This is a genomic window from Streptomyces sp. NBC_00876 (genome assembly GCF_045207435.1).
Classification (GTDB): domain Bacteria; phylum Actinomycetota; class Actinomycetes; order Streptomycetales; family Streptomycetaceae; genus Streptomyces.
The window spans coordinates 2,594,568-2,610,164 of record NZ_CP108800.1 but is presented as its reverse complement, the minus strand read 5'-3'; the positions used below and the strand labels follow the sequence as shown (position 1 = coordinate 2,610,164).

Below are 15,597 nucleotides of genomic sequence, written 5' to 3'. Positions count from 1 at the left end.
GGATTCGGCACACTCGTCGGTCATGTCGCCAACGGTGGTCGCGGGCCAATTTGTATCAAGTGCTCCGGGTCGACCGAAAGTCGCCCCGCTGTGATCTGAGTCACTTATGCGTTTGCCGTGTTTCTATGCGGGTAACAGCGCATGTTTATGCAGGTCAGCCATGCGTGCACAGGCCCGCCGCGGACCCCGGCGCGGACCCGGCGCACGCAGACGGGAATCGGGCACACTGGCCGGAACCGACACGACCGGGGAGTGCAAGGTGAGCGCTGACATTCCACCCATCGACCCACTGGACGGGCTGCGCGCACCCCAGGACCCGGACTGCGACGTCTTCCTCACCGGCACGGTCTTCCTCGACATCATCTTCACCGGCCTCGACAGCGCCCCCGTGCGTGGCACCGAGTCCTGGGCGCGTGGCATGGGTTCCAGCCCCGGCGGCGTCGCCAACATGGCCACCGCGCTCGCCCGCCTCGGCCTGCACACCTCGCTCGCCGCGGCGTTCGGCGACGACCACTACGGCGAGTACTGCTGGGACGCCCTCGAACAGGGCGAGGGCATCGACCTGTCCATGTCGCACACCGTCCGCGGCTGGCACTCCCCGGTGACCGTCTCGATGGCGTACGAGGGCGAGCGGACGATGGTCTCGCACGGCCACGAGGCCCCGCCCCCGCCCGCGTCCGCACCCCCCGGAACCGCCCACCCCGCCTTCCCCCACTGCCCGCCCCGGGCCCGGGCCGCCGTCGCCTCGCTCGCCCCCGGCCGCAGCGAACCCTGGGTCGCCGAGGCGGCCCGCCGGGGAGCCGTGGTCTTCGCCGACGTCGGCTGGGACGAGACCGGCCGCTGGGACCTGGACGGCCTGAGCGACCTGGAGCACTGCCGGGCCTTCCTCCCCAACGCCGAGGAGGCCATGCGCTACACCCGCACCGACTGCCCCCGCGCCGCCGCGCACGCCCTCGCCGAACGCGTACCGCTCGCCGTCGTCACCCTCGGCGCCGAGGGCGCCTACGCGGTCGACGCGGCCACCGGGACCACCGCCGAGGTCCCCGCGATCGCGGTCGAGGCCCTCGACCCGACCGGGGCCGGAGACGTCTTCGTCGCCGGCTTCGTCACCGGCACCCTGGCCAACTGGCCCCTCGCCGACCGCCTCGCCTTCGCCGGACTCACCGCGGCCCTCTCGGTCCAGGAGTTCGGCGGCTCGCTCTCGGCCCCCGGCTGGGCGGAGATCGCCGCCTGGTGGCAGCGGATCCGCACCGTCACCGGCCAGGACCCGGCCGCGCTCCAGCGGTACGCCTTCCTCCAGGACCTGCTCCCCGCGGCCGCCCGCCCCTGGCCGCTGCGCCGGGCCGTCCCGACCATCGGCTTCCGGCCGTAACCACGCGGACTCCTCCCGCCTGCGAAAACCTCTCGGCGATGTCAGTACGGAGTCGTAGGCTTGGTACTCCAGAGGTTTTCGAGCAGCGAGAACCCTGCAACGGGAGGTATGTGCAGGCCCGCGGGCCGGCCCATGACTCAGACACCCACACAGCCGCAGGCGCGAGCCCACATCAGCATTCCGGCCGCACACCCCATGGTGATGCTGCTGGGAGCGGGCGACTCGCTGCTGCGCGTGATCGAAGCGGCGTTCCCGGCGGCCGACATCCACGTCCGGGGCAATGACATAAGCGCGACGGGCAACGAGGCGGACATCGCCCTGATCCAGCGCCTGTTCGACGAGATGGTGCTGGTGCTCCGCACCGGTCAGCCGATGACGGAGGACGCTGTGGAACGTTCGATCGCGATGCTCAGGGCCGCCGACAACGGCAAGGCGGACGGCACCGAGACCCCGGCCGAGGTGCTCACCCAGAACATCCTCTCCAGCCGCGGCCGCACGATCCGCCCCAAGACGCTCAACCAGAAGCGGTACGTCGACGCGATCGACAAGCACACGATCGTCTTCGGCATCGGCCCCGCCGGTACCGGCAAGACCTACCTCGCCATGGCCAAGGCGGTCCAGGCCCTCCAGTCCAAGCAGGTCAGCCGGATCATCCTGACCCGGCCGGCGGTCGAGGCCGGTGAGCGGCTCGGCTTCCTGCCCGGCACGCTCTTCGACAAGATCGACCCGTATCTGCGCCCGCTCTACGACGCCCTGCACGACATGCTCGACCCCGACTCGATCCCGCGGCTGATGGCGGCGGGCACGATCGAGGTGGCGCCGCTGGCATACATGAGGGGCAGGACCCTCAATGATGCTTTCATCATCCTGGACGAGGCGCAGAACACCAGCGCCGAGCAGATGAAGATGTTCCTGACCCGGCTCGGCTTCGACTCGAAGATCGTCGTCACCGGTGACGTCACCCAGGTCGACCTGCCGACCGGGACCAAGAGCGGTCTGCGGCAGGTTCAGGACATCCTGGACGGCATCGACGACGTGCACTTCTCCCGGCTCACCTCCCAGGATGTCGTCCGGCACAAGCTGGTCGGCCGTATCGTCGACGCGTACGAGAAGTACGACAACCAGGGCGACCAGGACGGCCCGGCCGGAAAGGGCCGAGGCCGCCGCAACGGGAAGCAGTAGCAGCGCACCATGTCGATCGACGTCAACAACGAGTCCGGAACCGAGGTCGACGAGCAGGCGATCCTCGACATCGCCCGCTACGCGCTCGCGCGGATGAGGATCCACCCGCTCTCCGAGCTCTCGGTCATCGTGGTGGACGCCGCCGCCATGGAGCAGCTCCACATCCAGTGGATGGACCTGCCGGGTCCGACGGATGTCATGTCCTTCCCGATGGACGAACTGCGTCCGCCGGCCAAGGACGACGAGGAGCCCCCGCAGGGGCTCCTCGGTGACATCGTGCTCTGCCCGGAGGTCGCCAAGCAGCAGGGCGAGGACGCCGAGACGCAGCACTCCATGGACGAGGAGCTCCAGCTCCTCACCGTCCACGGAGTGCTGCACCTGCTCGGCTACGACCACGAGGAGCCCGACGAGAAGGCCGAGATGTTCGGTCTCCAGGCGGCGATCGTGGACGGCTGGCGCGGTGAGCACGGTCTGACCGGCCCGTCCCCCGCCCCCACCGTCTCGTGAGCCTTCCACTCGTCTTCGGCGTCGTCCTGCTGGTCGTCGTCGGCTGGCTGGCGGCCTGCGCCGAGGCCGGTATCGCGCGCACCTCCAGCTTCCGGGCCGCGGAGGCGGTCCGCTCGGGGCGGCGCGGCAGCGACAGGCTGGAACAGGTCGCGGCCGATCCGACGCGCTATCTCAATGTCGCCCTGCTGGTGCGGGTCGCCTGCGAGATGTCGGCCGGTGTGCTCGTCACGTACGCCTGCCTGAAGGAGCTTCCGGAGACCTGGGAGGCGCTGGCCGTCGCCATGGGGGTGATGGTCCTCGTCTCCTACGTCGCCATCGGGGTCTCGCCGCGCACCATCGGCCGCCAGCACCCGCTGAACACGGCCACGGCCGCGGCGTACGTTCTGCTGCCGCTGGCCAGGATCATGGGACCGATCCCGCAGCTGCTGATCCTCATCGGCAACGCGCTGACGCCGGGCAAGGGGTTCCGCAAGGGCCCGTTCGCCAGCGAGGCCGAGCTGCGGGCGATGGTCGACCTCGCCGAGCAGGAGTCCCTGATCGAGGACGAGGAGCGCCGCATGGTGCACTCCGTCTTCGAGCTCGGTGACACGCTGGTGCGCGAGGTGATGGTGCCGCGCACCGACCTGGTCTGCATCGAGCGCTACAAGACGATCCGTCAGGCGCTGACCCTGGCGCTGCGCTCGGGCTTCTCGCGGATTCCGGTCACCGGGGAGAACGAGGACGACATCGTCGGGATCGTCTATCTCAAGGACCTGGTCCGCAAGACGCACATCAACCGGGAGTCCGAGGCCGATCTGGTCTCCTCGGCGATGCGCCCCGCGGCGTTCGTGCCCGACACGAAGAACGCCGGTGACCTGTTGCGCGAGATGCAGCAGGACCGCAGCCACGTCGCCGTCGTGATCGACGAGTACGGCGGCACCGCGGGCATCGTCACCATCGAGGACATCCTGGAGGAGATCGTCGGCGAGATCACCGACGAGTACGACCGCGAGCTCCCGCCGGTCCAGGAGCTGGAGAACGACTGCTTCCGGGTGACCGCCCGGCTCGACATCGGCGACCTCGGCGAGCTGTTCGGGCTCGACGAGTACGACGACGAGGACGTCGAGACGGTCGGCGGGCTGCTCGCGAAGGCGCTGGGCCGGGTCCCGATCCCCGGTGCGAGCTCGGAGGTCGAACTCCCGGACGGACGCCGGCTGCGGCTGACCGCGGAGTCCACGGCGGGCCGGCGCAACAAGATCGTCACGGTGCTGGTGGAGCCGCTGGCTCCCGAGGAGGAGGCGACGGCATGACACCGCAGCGGCTGAGGGCGTTCTGCCTGGGGTTCAACGCGAGCGTGGAGGAGTTCCCGTTCGGGCCCGGGACGTCCGTCTTCAAGGTGCTCGGCAAGATGTTCGCCCTGACCGCGCTGGACGCCCGGCCGCTGACGGTGAACCTCAAGTGCGACCCCGACGACGCGGTCCGGCTCCGGGAGGAGTACGAGGCCGTGGCGCCGGGGTGGCACATGAACAAGCGGCACTGGAACACCGTGACGGTGTCCGGTCTGCCGGACGCGAAGCTGCGTGAGCTGATCGAGGACAGTTACGACCTGGTGGTGGCGGGGCTGCCGCGTGCGGAACGGCTGAAGCTCGACCGGGCGTAGGGCCTCCGGCGGCTGCGGCGGGGCGACGGCACCGTGCCGTCGCCCCGCCGCGGAGTCATCCGGGTGCTACGCGACCCGCACTTCGGTGTTCTGGCAGGCGTGCAGCAGCCACCTCCCGTCGTCCTGCTTCGTCATGACGTAGAGCGGAGCGCCTTCCGACTCGCCCTCCGGCGCGTGGTAGACCTGCCGGACCTTGACGGCCGCCACGTCGGGCCTCAGGAATCGCGTGTGCACTGCCTCGTACGTGATCTCGCCGTCCCAGCCGACCGCCGGCAGTACGGTGCGGGTGAATTCGGCGATCGCGTCGAAGCCGATCAGGACCTTGCCGTGGCCGGTGGTCCAGATCGCGTCGGGGTGGAAGAGGGCGAGGAACCCCTCGACGTCCTTGGCGCGCTGGGTGAGCTCGACCGTGGTGACGACCTGCTCGATGGCCTTGATGTCTGCGCTTTCGGTGTTCATACAGATCACTCTGATACCTCAAGATAACTTGAGGTCAAGGCCCGGTTTTCACTGCACCGATCACCCCCGCTGTTCGTTCTACGAGGCCCGTCGCAGCCCCGCGGCCACCACTCCGGCGGCGACGATCAGCAGGCCCGCGGCCACCGCGATCACGGTCCGTACCCCGTCGAACAGCGATGCCTGGGTCGTCGCCACCACGCCGAGCAGCGGGATGCCGACCGTGAGCCCCACCTGCTGGGTGGTGGTGACCAGACCCGTCGCCAGACCCTGCTCCTCGTCCGGCACACCCGAGGTGACGGTCAGCCCGTACGCGATGATCGCGCCCAGGTGGCACATGCTGGCCAGCGAGACCGCGACCGTGGCCAGCCAGATCCCCGAGTCCGCCCCGAGGCCCAGCAGCGCCGCGATGAACAGGCCCTGGCCCAGCAGGGAGACGGACAGGGTGCGCCGGGCACCGATCCGGCCGATGACCTTCGGGGCGTACACACCCGCCACCACCGAGACGATGCCCTGTACGCCGAAGACGAGCCCGGTCCCGAACGCGGACAGGTCCAGGACCTCCTGGAGGTACAGGGTCAGCACGAAGACGATGGTGCTCATCATCGAGAAGGTGAGCAGCCCGCCCAGATTGCCGAAGGCCACCGTGCGCCGCCGGAGCATCGGCAGCGAGACCAGCGGGGCGGACGCCCGGGACTCGACGACCCCGAAGGCGACGAGCAGGAAGACTCCGGCGGCCAGGGCGGCCTGCACGTCCAGCCGCCCGAAACCGTGCTCGGCCGCCGTGGACAGGGCGTAGATCAGCGCGAGGAGGCCGCCGGTGACCGTCACGGCGCCCGGGATGTCGAGCCGAGGCCGGTCGGGCGTACGGGACTCGGTGAGCAGCGCGGGCGCCGCCGCGAGGACGACCACCGAGGCCAGCGTCAGCAGCCCCATCGTGGAGCGCCAGCCGAGCGTGTCGGTGAGGGTGCCGCCGGCGACCATGCCGACGGTGAAGCCGAGGGAGAGCAGGGTGCCGCTGATGCCGAGCGCCCGGTCCCGCAGCGGACCCTCCGGGAACGTGGTGGTGAGCAGGGACATGCCGGTCGGCACGATGACCGCCGCGCCGAGTCCCTGGAGCGCCCGCCCGGTGAGGAACGCGGCCGGGTTCCAGGCGAGCGTGGCCAGCAGTGAGGCCGCGCCGAAGACGGCGAGGCCGGTGAGGAAGAGCCGGCGGCGGCCGTAGAGGTCGGCGATCCGGCCGAAGAGGAGCAGGAAGCCGCCGGACGGCAGCGCGAAGGCGGTGATCGCCCACTGGAGGCCGGACCTGCTCAGGCCGAGGTCGTCGCCGAGGACGGGCAGCGCCACATTCAGTACGGAGAAGTCGAGCGACACCATGAACTGGGCGGCGCACAGGACGAGAAGGACCAGCCGGGCCCGGCCGGAGAGCCGGTCAGGGCCTGGTGGTGCGGGGACGGGAGTGGTGACAGCTGCTGGGGTGGATGAGTCGATCGCCATGGACAAGAGACTGCGGCCGCCGGAATATCCGTGGGGAGCGGGAACTTATCCTGTTGGCCGCACCACCAGGCAGGCGTGGGTACGGATACCAGGGGGAGCACGTGGGCACACCGGCCCGGACCGCGGCGGACGCCGGCAAGGCGCACCGCCTGGGCGAACTGCGCGAGTTCCTGATGAGCAGACGGGCGCGAGTCACCCCCGCCGAGGCGGGGCTGCCGGACGGCGGGGCGCGACGGCGTACCCCGGGGCTGCGCCGGGAGGAGGTCGCCGTTCTCGCAGGGGTGGGCGTCTCCTGGTACCAGTGGCTGGAGCAGGGCCGGGACATCACCGTGTCGCCGCAGGTGCTGGACTCGGTCGCCCGGGTACTGCGGCTCAGCAGCGCCGAACGCCGGCACCTCTACGTACTGGCGGGGCTCAATCCGCCCGCCCCCGAGGTCGATCCGGCCCACGCGGACATGTGTGAGGGGCTGCAGCGGCTGCTCGACGGCTGGATGCCGTTCCCGGCGCACATCATGGACGCGTACTGGAACATCATCATCTACAACGACGCGGCGTCGATGGTGATGGGGATGGGGCCCGACCGGCCGCAGAACTGTGTGATCGACTTCTTCACCGACCCCGTCCACCGGGTCCGGAACAAGGGCTGGCACGAGACCGCCGCCCAGGTCGTCGCCCAGTTCCGGGCCGCGTGCTCGGACTGCCCCGACGACGAGGGTTTCCGGGCGATCGTGGCGGAGGCGAAGGAGCGCAGCCCCGAGTTCGCCGAGCTGTGGGCGCGGCGGGACATCGCGCCGGGCGGGCAGATGCGCAAGCAGCTGACGCACCCGGCGGTGGGCACGCTGGCCATGGAGGTCACCCAGCTGCGCATCCCGGCCCGCCCGGATCTGGTGGTCGTGCTGCACAACCCGTGGCCGGACACCGGCACGGAGGAGAAACTGCGGTGGCTGGCCTCGCCGGAGGGCCGGCGCGGTTCGATGCGGCAGGTGGGGGCATGAGGGGCCGGGGCGCCCGCGTGCCGGGTTCGCCGCCGCGCTTCGTATGCTCGGCACATGACTGAGAGCACCGGCCTCGGCGCCGAGGACCGCAAGATCGTCACGCTGGCCCGCAGCGCCCGCGCCCGCAACGGTGTGCCGGAGGGCGCCGCCGTGCGGGACGAGACCGGACGTACGTATGTGGCGGGGACCGTGCACCTGGAGTCGCTGAGGCTCAGCGCGCTCCGGACGGCCGTCGCGATGGCGGTGGCCAGCGGGGCCACGTCCCTGGAGGCGGCCGCGGTCGTCTCCGAGGCGCAGGCCCCGTCGGACGAGGACCTGGCCGCGGTACGGGACCTGGGCGGGGCCGGCACGCCCGTGCTGCTCGCCGGGCCGGACGGAGTGCTGCGGCTCACCGTGACGGCGGGCTGACCTCCGCAGGACCACCTCCGTGTGTACGAACGCCCCGCACTCCACCGGTGCGGGGCGTTCGCACGGAATGTGCGGGAACCATGGATCTTGACAGCATCTGATGGTCCATCAGTCAGTGCGATTCGATCCCATTGACTTCTTTTCGGCCGGAGTCATCAATGGCCCCCAGCCGGCGCGGAAGAGCCGCCGTGCCGGATCCCGCAGGAGGGGGCTCCATGCGTCCAGCCATCCGAAGATCCGACAGCCGAAGAACCCGTCGCCGAAGCGGCCCGGACCGCGGCCGCCGCTGGGCCGCCGCGCTGGGCGTCGGCGCGCTCGTCGTCACCGGGGGAGGACTGCTCGCCGGGCCCGCCCAGGCGATGGCGACGGCCTCGGTCGCGGTGGACTTCCCGACCCACTGCATCCCGCCCGCCATCGCCGGCATCCCGCCGATCGACGGGCCGACCTCGGCCGAGATCACCGTCGACAACGCCGCCCCGAAGGTCGGCGACACCGTCACGGTGACGTACACCGTCGTCAAGCCGGCCGCGAGCAACCCGGTCGACCTGGCGCTGCCCGCCGACATCATGACGCCGACCGGCAAGGTCACCGTCGGCGGCGCGCAGTCGTCCGACGTGACGGTCGCGGGCCCGAAGAAGAACGCTCCGGTACCCGGCAAGGGCGAGTTCCCGTCGTTCTCCATGACCGGCACCTTCACGGTCACCGCGCCCGGTGAGATCACGCTCTCGCCCGGCGACTACAACATCCACACCAGCTACATCATGGAGCTGGACACGCCCTGCACGGTCACCGACCCGCCCGCACCCGTCTCCCAGACGATCATCGCCACGGACGGCGGCGGCCAGGTCAACGAGCGTGCCATCCAGCTCGGTACGGCCTCCGGCGCGGCCGGTGACCAGGTCGCCGTGACCGGGTCGAAGTTCACCGCGGGCGCGTCCGTCACGCTCGCGGGCCGGGCCGGGGACGCCCAGACCGGTGACACCGCGACGGCCACCGCGGACGGTTCGGGCGGCTTCACCGGGCAGCTCACCGTCAACGATCCCGCGACCACCGGGATCGTCGCCTACGAGGGCGCCGCCTGGGACGCCGCCAAGGGTGCGGGCCCCCAGGCCTACACCGTCACCGGTGGCGGCGGCGAGATCCCGGACGGCAGCCAGCAGCTGACCTCGTCGGTCAGGGCGGGCACGCTCTCCATGGCCCAGGCCGGGGACTCCGTCGCGCTGTCGGCGGTCGACTTCGGGCAGGGCGGCGCATCCACCGGCGCCCTGCAGACGGTGACGGTCAAGGACTTCCGCGGCGGCCCCGCGGGCTGGTCCCTGACCGGCAAGGTCACCGACTTCACCGGCCCGGACGGGGCGGTGATCGGCGCGTCCGCGCTCGGCTGGAGTCCTGCCTGCGCCACGAAGACCGGCAGCCCGAGCACCTGTGCGGCCGGCTCCGAAGGAACGGTCGGCAGCGCGGGCGCCACCCTGGCGTCCACGCCGGACGGCGCGTTCACCGGCGGTGAGTTCACCGTCGACGCCCGGCTGTCGCTGGACGTACCGGCGTACACCGCCGCCGGCGCGTACTCCGGAGTGCTCACGCTCACCCTGACGTGAGCGGGAACCACTGATCAACCGGTGGGCCGGGCGCGCACCCGGCCGGCCCACCCCGCCCGAGCGTGCACCTGGGGGCCCGCACCGTGCGCAAGCTGTCCGTACTCCTCCTGACCGGCGCCCTGCTCCTGCTCGGCGCGCCCACGGCCGGCGCCGCCGACAACGGCAGCTGGTCGGTCTTCCCGGCCACCGCCGACGCCGGCACGCGGCCGTACTTCTATCTCTCCGCCGACCCCGGCGCCACCCTCACCGACAAGGTCACCGTCACCAACAAGACCGGTGAGCCGCTGACCTTCCGGCTGTACGCGGCCGACGCGTACAACACCGCGCGCGACGGCGGCTTCGCCGTCCGGGCGCAGAACGAGAAGCAGCGCTCCGTCGGCGCCTGGGCGAAGGCCGGCCGCGACCGGGTCACCGTGAAGCCGCACGGTTCGGTCACCGTGCCGGTCACCATCGACGTACCCCGGAACGCGGAACCGGGCGACCACCCCGGGGCCCTCGTCGCCCTCGACGAGCGCATCGACCCCGCCGACTCGGGCGCCGTCGCCGTCGGCATCCAGAAGGCCGTCGGCGCCCGGATCTATCTGCGGGTCAACGGTCCGACGATGCCCGCGCTCTCCGTCGACGACGTGAAGGTCGAGCACAGCCAGCCGCTGGTCCCGGGCACCGGAAAGTCCCGGGCCGTCATCTCGTACACGCTCCGCAACCGCGGCAACGTCACCCTCAGCCCCAAGGTCGCCCTCAAGGCCGAGGGCCTCTTCGGCCGCACCCTGCTCGCGCGTGATCTGAAACGCATTCCGTCCGAGCTGCTGCCCCGCCAGGAGGTCCGGCTCACCGAGGAGTGGGCGGGCGCGCCGCAGCTGGAATGGGGCGAGATCAAGCTGACCGCGAGCGCCCGCGACACCCGCGAGTCCGCCGCCGTCTCGTACTTCGCCCTGCCCTGGCTGGTTGCCGGAGTGCTGCTGGCGGCCCTCGCCGGGGGTACGGCGCTGTGGATACGGGCCCGCCGCAACCGCCGCCGCACCGCCTGACACGAGGGGCCCGGGGGCCGCGGCGGGCGCCTTGGTGCCCCGCGGCCCCCGGGATCGGGGACAATGGGCGCCATGAGCGCTCGACCTAACCCAGAAGCTGCTGCGCAGCAGGCTGAGAACAACGCCCCCCACCGGGCCGGCTTCGCCTGCTTCGTGGGCCGTCCCAACGCGGGCAAGTCCACCCTTACGAACGCTCTGGTCGGCCAGAAGGTGGCGATCACGTCCAACCGGCCCCAGACGACCCGGCACACCGTGCGCGGCATCGTGCACCGCCCGGACGCACAGCTGATCCTGGTCGACACCCCCGGCCTCCACAAGCCGCGCACCCTCCTGGGCGAGCGTCTCAACGATGTCGTGCGCACCACCTGGGCCGAGGTCGACGTCATCGGCTTCTGCCTGCCCGCCGACCAGAAGCTCGGCCCCGGCGACAAGTACATCATCAAGGAACTCGCGGGCATCAAGAAGACGCCAAAGATCGCGATCATCACCAAGTCCGACCTGGTCGAGTCCAAGCAGCTCGCCGAACAGCTGCTGGCCGTCTCCCGCCTCGGGGAGGAGCTCGGCTTCGAGTGGGCGGAGATCATCCCGGTCTCGGCCGTCAAGGACAGTCAGGTCGGCCTGCTGGCGGACCTGATCGCCCCGCTGCTCCCGGAGAGCCCGCCGCTCTACCCGGAGGGCGACCTCACCGACGAGCCCGAGATGGTCATGGTCGCGGAGCTGATCCGCGAGGCCGCGCTCGAGGGCGTACGCGACGAGCTGCCGCACTCCATCGCGGTCGTCGTCGAGGAGATGCTGCCCCGCGAGGACCGGCCGGCGGACAAGCCGCTGCTGGACATCCACGCCAACGTCTACATCGAGCGGCCCAGCCAGAAGGGCATCATCATCGGCCCCAAGGGCCAGCGGCTCAAGGAAGTCGGCACGAAGTCGCGCAAGCACATCGAGGCCCTGCTCGGCACACCGGTCTTCCTCGACCTGCATGTGAAGGTCGCCAAGGACTGGCAGCGCGACCCGAAGCAGCTGCGCAAGCTGGGGTTCTGAGCGGGGGCACGGTCCGTCGGCCGGGGGCCGGCGCAGCCGTGCGAAGCCGCTGAGGCCCCCTGGGGCCGAGGGGTGCGAGGGCGGCGGTGGGGAACGGTGCCGAAGCAGCTGCGCAAGCTGGGGTTCTGAGCGGGGGCACGGTCCGTCGGCCGGGGGCCGGCGCAGCCGTGCGAAGCCGCTGAGGCCCCCTGGGGCCGAGGGGTGCGAGGGCGGCCGTGGGGAACGGTGCCGAAGCAGCTGCGCAAGCTGGGGTTCTGAGCCCAGCTCCGCAGGGAGCGGGCCGTTCCCGAGCCCCCAGCCCCGTCGCCCAGCCCCATCAGACGTACGCCGCAGGCCTCACGCGCCCTCTTTCAGGACGCGTGAGACCAGGGCGCGCTGGGCATCGGTCAGCCGGGGGTCCGCGCAGTGCACGGTCCGGTCGCCGACCGTGATCCGGTAGCTGAAGCCGTCCGGAACGCCCGTGGGCGGTGTGTCCCGGGCATCGGCGAGAGCCGATGCGGCGAGGGCCTCCCAGGTGTGGGCGTCGGCCCGTCCGGAGGTGTCGATCTCGCGGTGGCGCGCGATGCCGGCGAAGCCGCCGGTCCTGCTCACCTTGATCCGCATGCGGTGTCCTCCTCGGCGGACGGGCCGGGTCTGGCGTCTACGCGGTCGGTACGCCCACCTCCGACCAGGCCTTCAGGACCGCCTCCACCTCGTCGCCCTCGCCGAAGCGGCTGCGGGCCGCGGTCACGGTCAGGCGGGCGAAGTCGGTGAAGTCCGCGTCCACCGCCAGTTCACCACCCGTGAGCACATCGAACCAGAGCTGCCCGGCCCGCTCCCAGGAACTGCCGCCGAGCGCGGTGGCCAGCAGGTAGAACGCGCGGTTGGGGATGCCGGAGTTGAGGTGCACCCCGCCGTTGTCCTCACCGGTGTGGATGTAGTCGTCCATGGACGCGGGCTGCGGGTCCTTGCCGAGCACGTCGTCGTCGTACGCCGTGCCGGGCGCCTTCATCGAGCGCAGCGCCACCCCCTGGACCCGGGGCGCCAGCAGGCCGGCACCGATCAGCCAGTCGGCCTGCTCGGCGGTCTGGCCCAGGGAGTACTGCTTGACCAGGGAGCCGAACACGTCGGAGACCGACTCGTTGAGCGCACCGGACTGGCCGTAGTAGCTCAGATTGGCCGTGTACTGGGTCAGGCCGTGGGCCAGCTCGTGGGCGATCACGTCGATGGCGACGGTGAAGTCCAGGAAGATCTCCCCGTCCCCGTCGCCGAAGACCATCTGCTCGCCGTCGAAGAAGGCGTTGTTGTACTTCTCGTCGTAGTGCACGGAACCGATCAGCGGCAGGCCGTCGCCGTCGATCGAACGGCGCCCATAGGCGCTGAGCAGGAGTTCGAAGGTGGCGCCGAGCCCCGCGTACGCGCGGTTGACGCTGGCGTCCGAGGTCGGGTCCTCGCCCTCGGCGCGGACCTTCGTACCGGGGAGGTCCGTGCCGTGGCGGCAGTCGTAGAGCGTGCGGTCGGGTTTGCCGGTGCGGTCGCCCTCGGGCGAGGGGGCGACGGCGGTCCGGGCGACGGTGATGACCTGGCGCCGGGTGCGCCGGGCGGCGTCCGCCTCCAGGGTGCGGCGGGCGGGGCCCGCCAGGACGGGGTCGTCGGACTGCGACAGCTTGTCGAGGACGTGGGGCGGCACGATGGTGCAGAAGACGGGGTGGAACCCGTGCTGAGATCGAGGCTGCATACACACGACTGTGGCAGTGCGTGTGCGCAAAGTCACTGGTTGCTACCTGGATTGACGAAATAGAGTGATCCATCACTGTTCACCCGTTACCGGCACCCGATCCCGCATACTGATACGGCACCGACGTCTCGGGCGCCCCTCGGATAGTCTCGACGCATCATGCGTTTCGGGCTGCTTCTTCTTAGCTGCCGCGGCGAGGGCCTGTAGTCGTAGGCCGACCCCCTCCCCGCGGAGTCTGGTGTTGCAGCGAACACGTCGGCCGTCCCCATGAAGGACCCCGAGGAGCCCTACGCCATGACCGCAGTGAATCCCGCGCAGACCCCCGCCTCGAACGCCGTCGGCCGCCCCACGCCGATCACCAACGCCACGGGACTGCAGAAGCCGTCCGGGATGCCGGTCCACAAGTACGGCCGGTACGAGGCCGTCGAGATCCCCGACCGCACCTGGCCCGAGAAGCGGGTCACCAAGGCGCCCCGCTGGCTCTCCACCGACCTGCGTGACGGCAACCAGGCCCTGATCGACCCGATGTCGCCGGCCCGCAAGCGCGAGATGTTCGACCTGCTGGTGCGCATGGGCTACAAGGAGATCGAGGTCGGCTTCCCGTCCTCCGGCGAGACCGACTTCGCGTTCGTCCGCTCCATCATCGAAGAGGGCGCGATCCCCGAGGACGTGACGATCTCCGTCCTGACGCAGGCCCGCGAGGAACTGATCGAGCGGACCGTCGAATCACTGGTCGGCGCCCGTCGCGCCACCGTCCACCTGTACAACGCGACCGCCCCCACCTTCCGCCGCGTGGTCTTCCGCGGCTCCAAGGAGCAGGTCAAGCAGATCGCCGTGGACGGTACCCGGCTGGTCATGGAGTACGCCGAGAAGATCCTGGGCGAGGAGACGGTCTTCGGCTACCAGTACAGCCCGGAGATCTTCACCGACACCGAGCTGGACTTCGCCCTGGAGGTCTGCGAGGCGGTCTGTGACGTCTGGCAGCCCGAGGAGGGCCGCGAGATCATCCTCAACCTGCCCGCCACCGTGGAGCGTTCGACGCCGTCCACGCACGCGGACCGCTTCGAGTGGATGTCGCGCAACCTGTCGCGCCGCGAGTTCGTCTGCCTGTCCGTCCACCCGCACAACGACCGCGGCACCGCCGTCGCCGCCGCCGAACTGGCTCTGATGGCCGGTGCGGACCGGATCGAGGGCTGTCTGTTCGGCCAGGGCGAGCGCACCGGCAACGTCGACCTGGTGACGCTGGGCATGAACCTGTTCTCGCAGGGCGTGGACCCGCAGATCGACTTCTCGCAGATCGACGAGATCCGCCGCACCAGCGAGTACTGCAACCAGATGGAGGTCCACCCGCGCCACCCCTACGCGGGCGACCTGGTCTACACCGCCTTCTCCGGTTCCCACCAGGACGCCATCAAGAAGGGCTTCGACGCCATGGAGGCCGACGCGGCCGCCCAGGGCAAGACCGTCGACGACATCGAGTGGGCGGTGCCGTACCTGCCGATCGACCCGAAGGACGTCGGCCGCTCCTACGAGGCCGTCATCCGGGTCAACTCGCAGTCCGGCAAGGGCGGAATCGCGTATGTCCTGAAGAACGACCACAAGCTGGACCTGCCGCGCCGGATGCAGATCGAGTTCTCCCGGATCATTCAGGCCAAGACCGACGCCGAGGGCGGCGAGGTCACGCCGACGCAGATCTGGACCACGTTCCAGGACGAGTACCTGCCCAACCCGGAGAACGCTGCGGCTCAATGGGGTCGCGTACAGATCCGCTCCGGCCAGACCACGACCGGTTCGGACGGCCGGGACACGATCACCGTCGAGGCGACCGTGGACGGCGCGGACACCGTGCTCACCGGCACCGGCAACGGCCCGATCTCCGCGTTCTTCGAAGCGTTGCAGGCCATCGGCATCGACGCCCGGCTGCTGGACTACACCGAGCACACGATGAGCGAGGGCGCGAGCGCGCAGGCGGCCTCGTACATCGAGTGCGCCATCGACGGAAAGGTCCTGTGGGGCATCGGCATCGACGCCAACACCACGCGGGCCTCCCTGAAGGCGGTCGTCTCGGCCGTCAACCGCGCCACCCGCTGACCCGGCGCCCGAAAGGGCATGAAGTCGTACGGTCCGTGAACCCCGCCCTCCCGCACCCGGGGGGCGGGG

General features: G+C 70.8%; 15 protein-coding genes. 11 read left to right on the top strand and 4 right to left on the bottom strand.

The features are described 5' to 3' along the window. Window positions 1-259: 259 nt before the first annotated feature. From OG782_RS11460 to OG782_RS11440, 5 genes are all read left to right on the top strand, one after another. Entirely contained in the window at window positions 260-1,372 is a 1,113-nt protein-coding gene (locus tag OG782_RS11460) for a carbohydrate kinase family protein (protein WP_406449943.1), read from the top strand. Window positions 1,373-1,504: 132 nt separating this feature from the next. Beyond that, entirely contained in the window at window positions 1,505-2,554 is a 1,050-nt protein-coding gene (locus tag OG782_RS11455) for a PhoH family protein (RefSeq protein ID WP_406449941.1), read from the top strand. Window positions 2,555-2,563: 9 nt separating this feature from the next. Beyond that, a complete protein-coding gene (gene ybeY / locus OG782_RS11450) occupies window positions 2,564-3,061 on the top strand; it encodes an rRNA maturation RNase YbeY (RefSeq protein ID WP_406449939.1) in 498 nt (165 codons plus the stop codon). Beyond that, window positions 3,058-4,350 (top strand): hemolysin family protein, encoded by a 1,293-nt coding sequence (locus OG782_RS11445; protein WP_406449937.1) that lies wholly within the window; start codon window positions 3,058-3,060, stop codon window positions 4,348-4,350. The genes ybeY and OG782_RS11445 overlap by 4 nt, the downstream gene beginning before the upstream one ends. Beyond that, window positions 4,347-4,700 carry an MmcQ/YjbR family DNA-binding protein gene (locus OG782_RS11440; protein WP_406449935.1) on the top strand — a complete coding sequence of 118 codons (354 nt, stop codon included), beginning with the start codon at window positions 4,347-4,349 and terminating at the stop codon, window positions 4,698-4,700. The genes OG782_RS11445 and OG782_RS11440 overlap by 4 nt, the downstream gene beginning before the upstream one ends. Window positions 4,701-4,766: 66 nt before the next feature. On the opposite strand, the gene OG782_RS11435 is transcribed toward OG782_RS11440, so the two are convergent. Both OG782_RS11435 and OG782_RS11430 read right to left on the bottom strand, forming a co-directional pair. Beyond that, window positions 4,767-5,159, bottom strand: coding sequence for an SgcJ/EcaC family oxidoreductase (locus OG782_RS11435; protein ID WP_406449933.1), 393 nt, complete (start codon window positions 5,157-5,159; stop codon window positions 4,767-4,769). 78 nt (window positions 5,160-5,237) lie between these two features. Then, window positions 5,238-6,653, bottom strand: coding sequence for an MFS transporter (locus OG782_RS11430; RefSeq protein ID WP_406449931.1), 1,416 nt, complete (start codon window positions 6,651-6,653; stop codon window positions 5,238-5,240). A 101-nt stretch (window positions 6,654-6,754) separates the two neighbouring features. On the opposite strand from OG782_RS11430, the gene OG782_RS11425 reads away from it, so the two are divergent. The 5 genes from OG782_RS11425 (at window position 6,755) to era (ending at window position 11,720) form a co-directional block, all read left to right on the top strand. Then, the gene (locus OG782_RS11425; protein WP_406449929.1) at window positions 6,755-7,648 is read left to right on the top strand and encodes a helix-turn-helix transcriptional regulator; all 894 of its coding nucleotides are present in this window, start codon (window positions 6,755-6,757) and stop codon (window positions 7,646-7,648) included. Between the two features lie 54 nt (window positions 7,649-7,702). Further along, complete coding sequence (locus OG782_RS11420) at window positions 7,703-8,056, top strand: cytidine deaminase (RefSeq protein WP_406449927.1); 354 nt, start codon at window positions 7,703-7,705, stop codon at window positions 8,054-8,056. Between the two features lie 215 nt (window positions 8,057-8,271). Beyond that, window positions 8,272-9,654 carry a beta-xylosidase gene (locus tag OG782_RS11415; RefSeq protein ID WP_406449925.1) on the top strand — a complete coding sequence of 461 codons (1,383 nt, stop codon included), beginning with the start codon at window positions 8,272-8,274 and terminating at the stop codon, window positions 9,652-9,654. Window positions 9,655-9,737: 83 nt separating this feature from the next. Further along, window positions 9,738-10,682 (top strand): WxL protein peptidoglycan domain-containing protein, encoded by a 945-nt coding sequence (locus OG782_RS11410; protein ID WP_406458992.1) that lies wholly within the window; start codon window positions 9,738-9,740, stop codon window positions 10,680-10,682. A 63-nt stretch (window positions 10,683-10,745) separates the two neighbouring features. Next, window positions 10,746-11,720 carry a GTPase Era gene (gene era, locus OG782_RS11405; RefSeq protein ID WP_406449923.1) on the top strand — a complete coding sequence of 325 codons (975 nt, stop codon included), beginning with the start codon at window positions 10,746-10,748 and terminating at the stop codon, window positions 11,718-11,720. A 336-nt stretch (window positions 11,721-12,056) separates the two neighbouring features. On the opposite strand, the gene OG782_RS11400 is transcribed toward era, so the two are convergent. Both OG782_RS11400 and OG782_RS11395 read right to left on the bottom strand, forming a co-directional pair. After that, a complete protein-coding gene (locus OG782_RS11400; RefSeq protein WP_406449921.1) occupies window positions 12,057-12,323 on the bottom strand; it encodes a protealysin inhibitor emfourin in 267 nt (88 codons plus the stop codon). Between the two features lie 37 nt (window positions 12,324-12,360). Then, a complete protein-coding gene (locus OG782_RS11395) occupies window positions 12,361-13,437 on the bottom strand; it encodes a M4 family metallopeptidase (protein WP_406449919.1) in 1,077 nt (358 codons plus the stop codon). 294 nt (window positions 13,438-13,731) lie between these two features. Between OG782_RS11395 and leuA the strand changes: the two genes are divergently transcribed. Continuing rightward, window positions 13,732-15,528, top strand: a complete 1,797-nt coding sequence (gene leuA / locus OG782_RS11390) for a 2-isopropylmalate synthase (RefSeq protein ID WP_406449917.1) — start codon at window positions 13,732-13,734, stop codon at window positions 15,526-15,528. Window positions 15,529-15,597 lie beyond the last annotated feature (69 nt).

Excerpts from the sequence above, each read along its gene's own strand:
- OG782_RS11455 (WP_406449941.1), top strand. The coding sequence starts at position 1,505 with ATGACTCAGACACCCACACAGCCGCAGGCGCGAGCCCACATCAGCATT.
- ybeY (WP_406449939.1), top strand. The coding sequence starts at position 2,564 with ATGTCGATCGACGTCAACAACGAGTCCGGAACCGAGGTCGACGAGCAG.
- OG782_RS11440 (WP_406449935.1), top strand. The coding sequence starts at position 4,347 with ATGACACCGCAGCGGCTGAGGGCGTTCTGCCTGGGGTTCAACGCGAGC.
- OG782_RS11435 (WP_406449933.1), bottom strand. The coding sequence starts at position 5,159 with ATGAACACCGAAAGCGCAGACATCAAGGCCATCGAGCAGGTCGTCACC.
- OG782_RS11430 (WP_406449931.1), bottom strand. The coding sequence starts at position 6,653 with ATGGCGATCGACTCATCCACCCCAGCAGCTGTCACCACTCCCGTCCCC.
- OG782_RS11420 (WP_406449927.1), top strand. The coding sequence starts at position 7,703 with ATGACTGAGAGCACCGGCCTCGGCGCCGAGGACCGCAAGATCGTCACG.
- OG782_RS11415 (WP_406449925.1), top strand. The coding sequence starts at position 8,272 with ATGCGTCCAGCCATCCGAAGATCCGACAGCCGAAGAACCCGTCGCCGA.
- era (WP_406449923.1), top strand. The coding sequence starts at position 10,746 with ATGGGCGCCATGAGCGCTCGACCTAACCCAGAAGCTGCTGCGCAGCAG.
- OG782_RS11400 (WP_406449921.1), bottom strand. The coding sequence starts at position 12,323 with ATGCGGATCAAGGTGAGCAGGACCGGCGGCTTCGCCGGCATCGCGCGC.
- OG782_RS11395 (WP_406449919.1), bottom strand. The coding sequence starts at position 13,437 with ATGCAGCCTCGATCTCAGCACGGGTTCCACCCCGTCTTCTGCACCATC.
- leuA (WP_406449917.1), top strand. The coding sequence starts at position 13,732 with ATGACCGCAGTGAATCCCGCGCAGACCCCCGCCTCGAACGCCGTCGGC.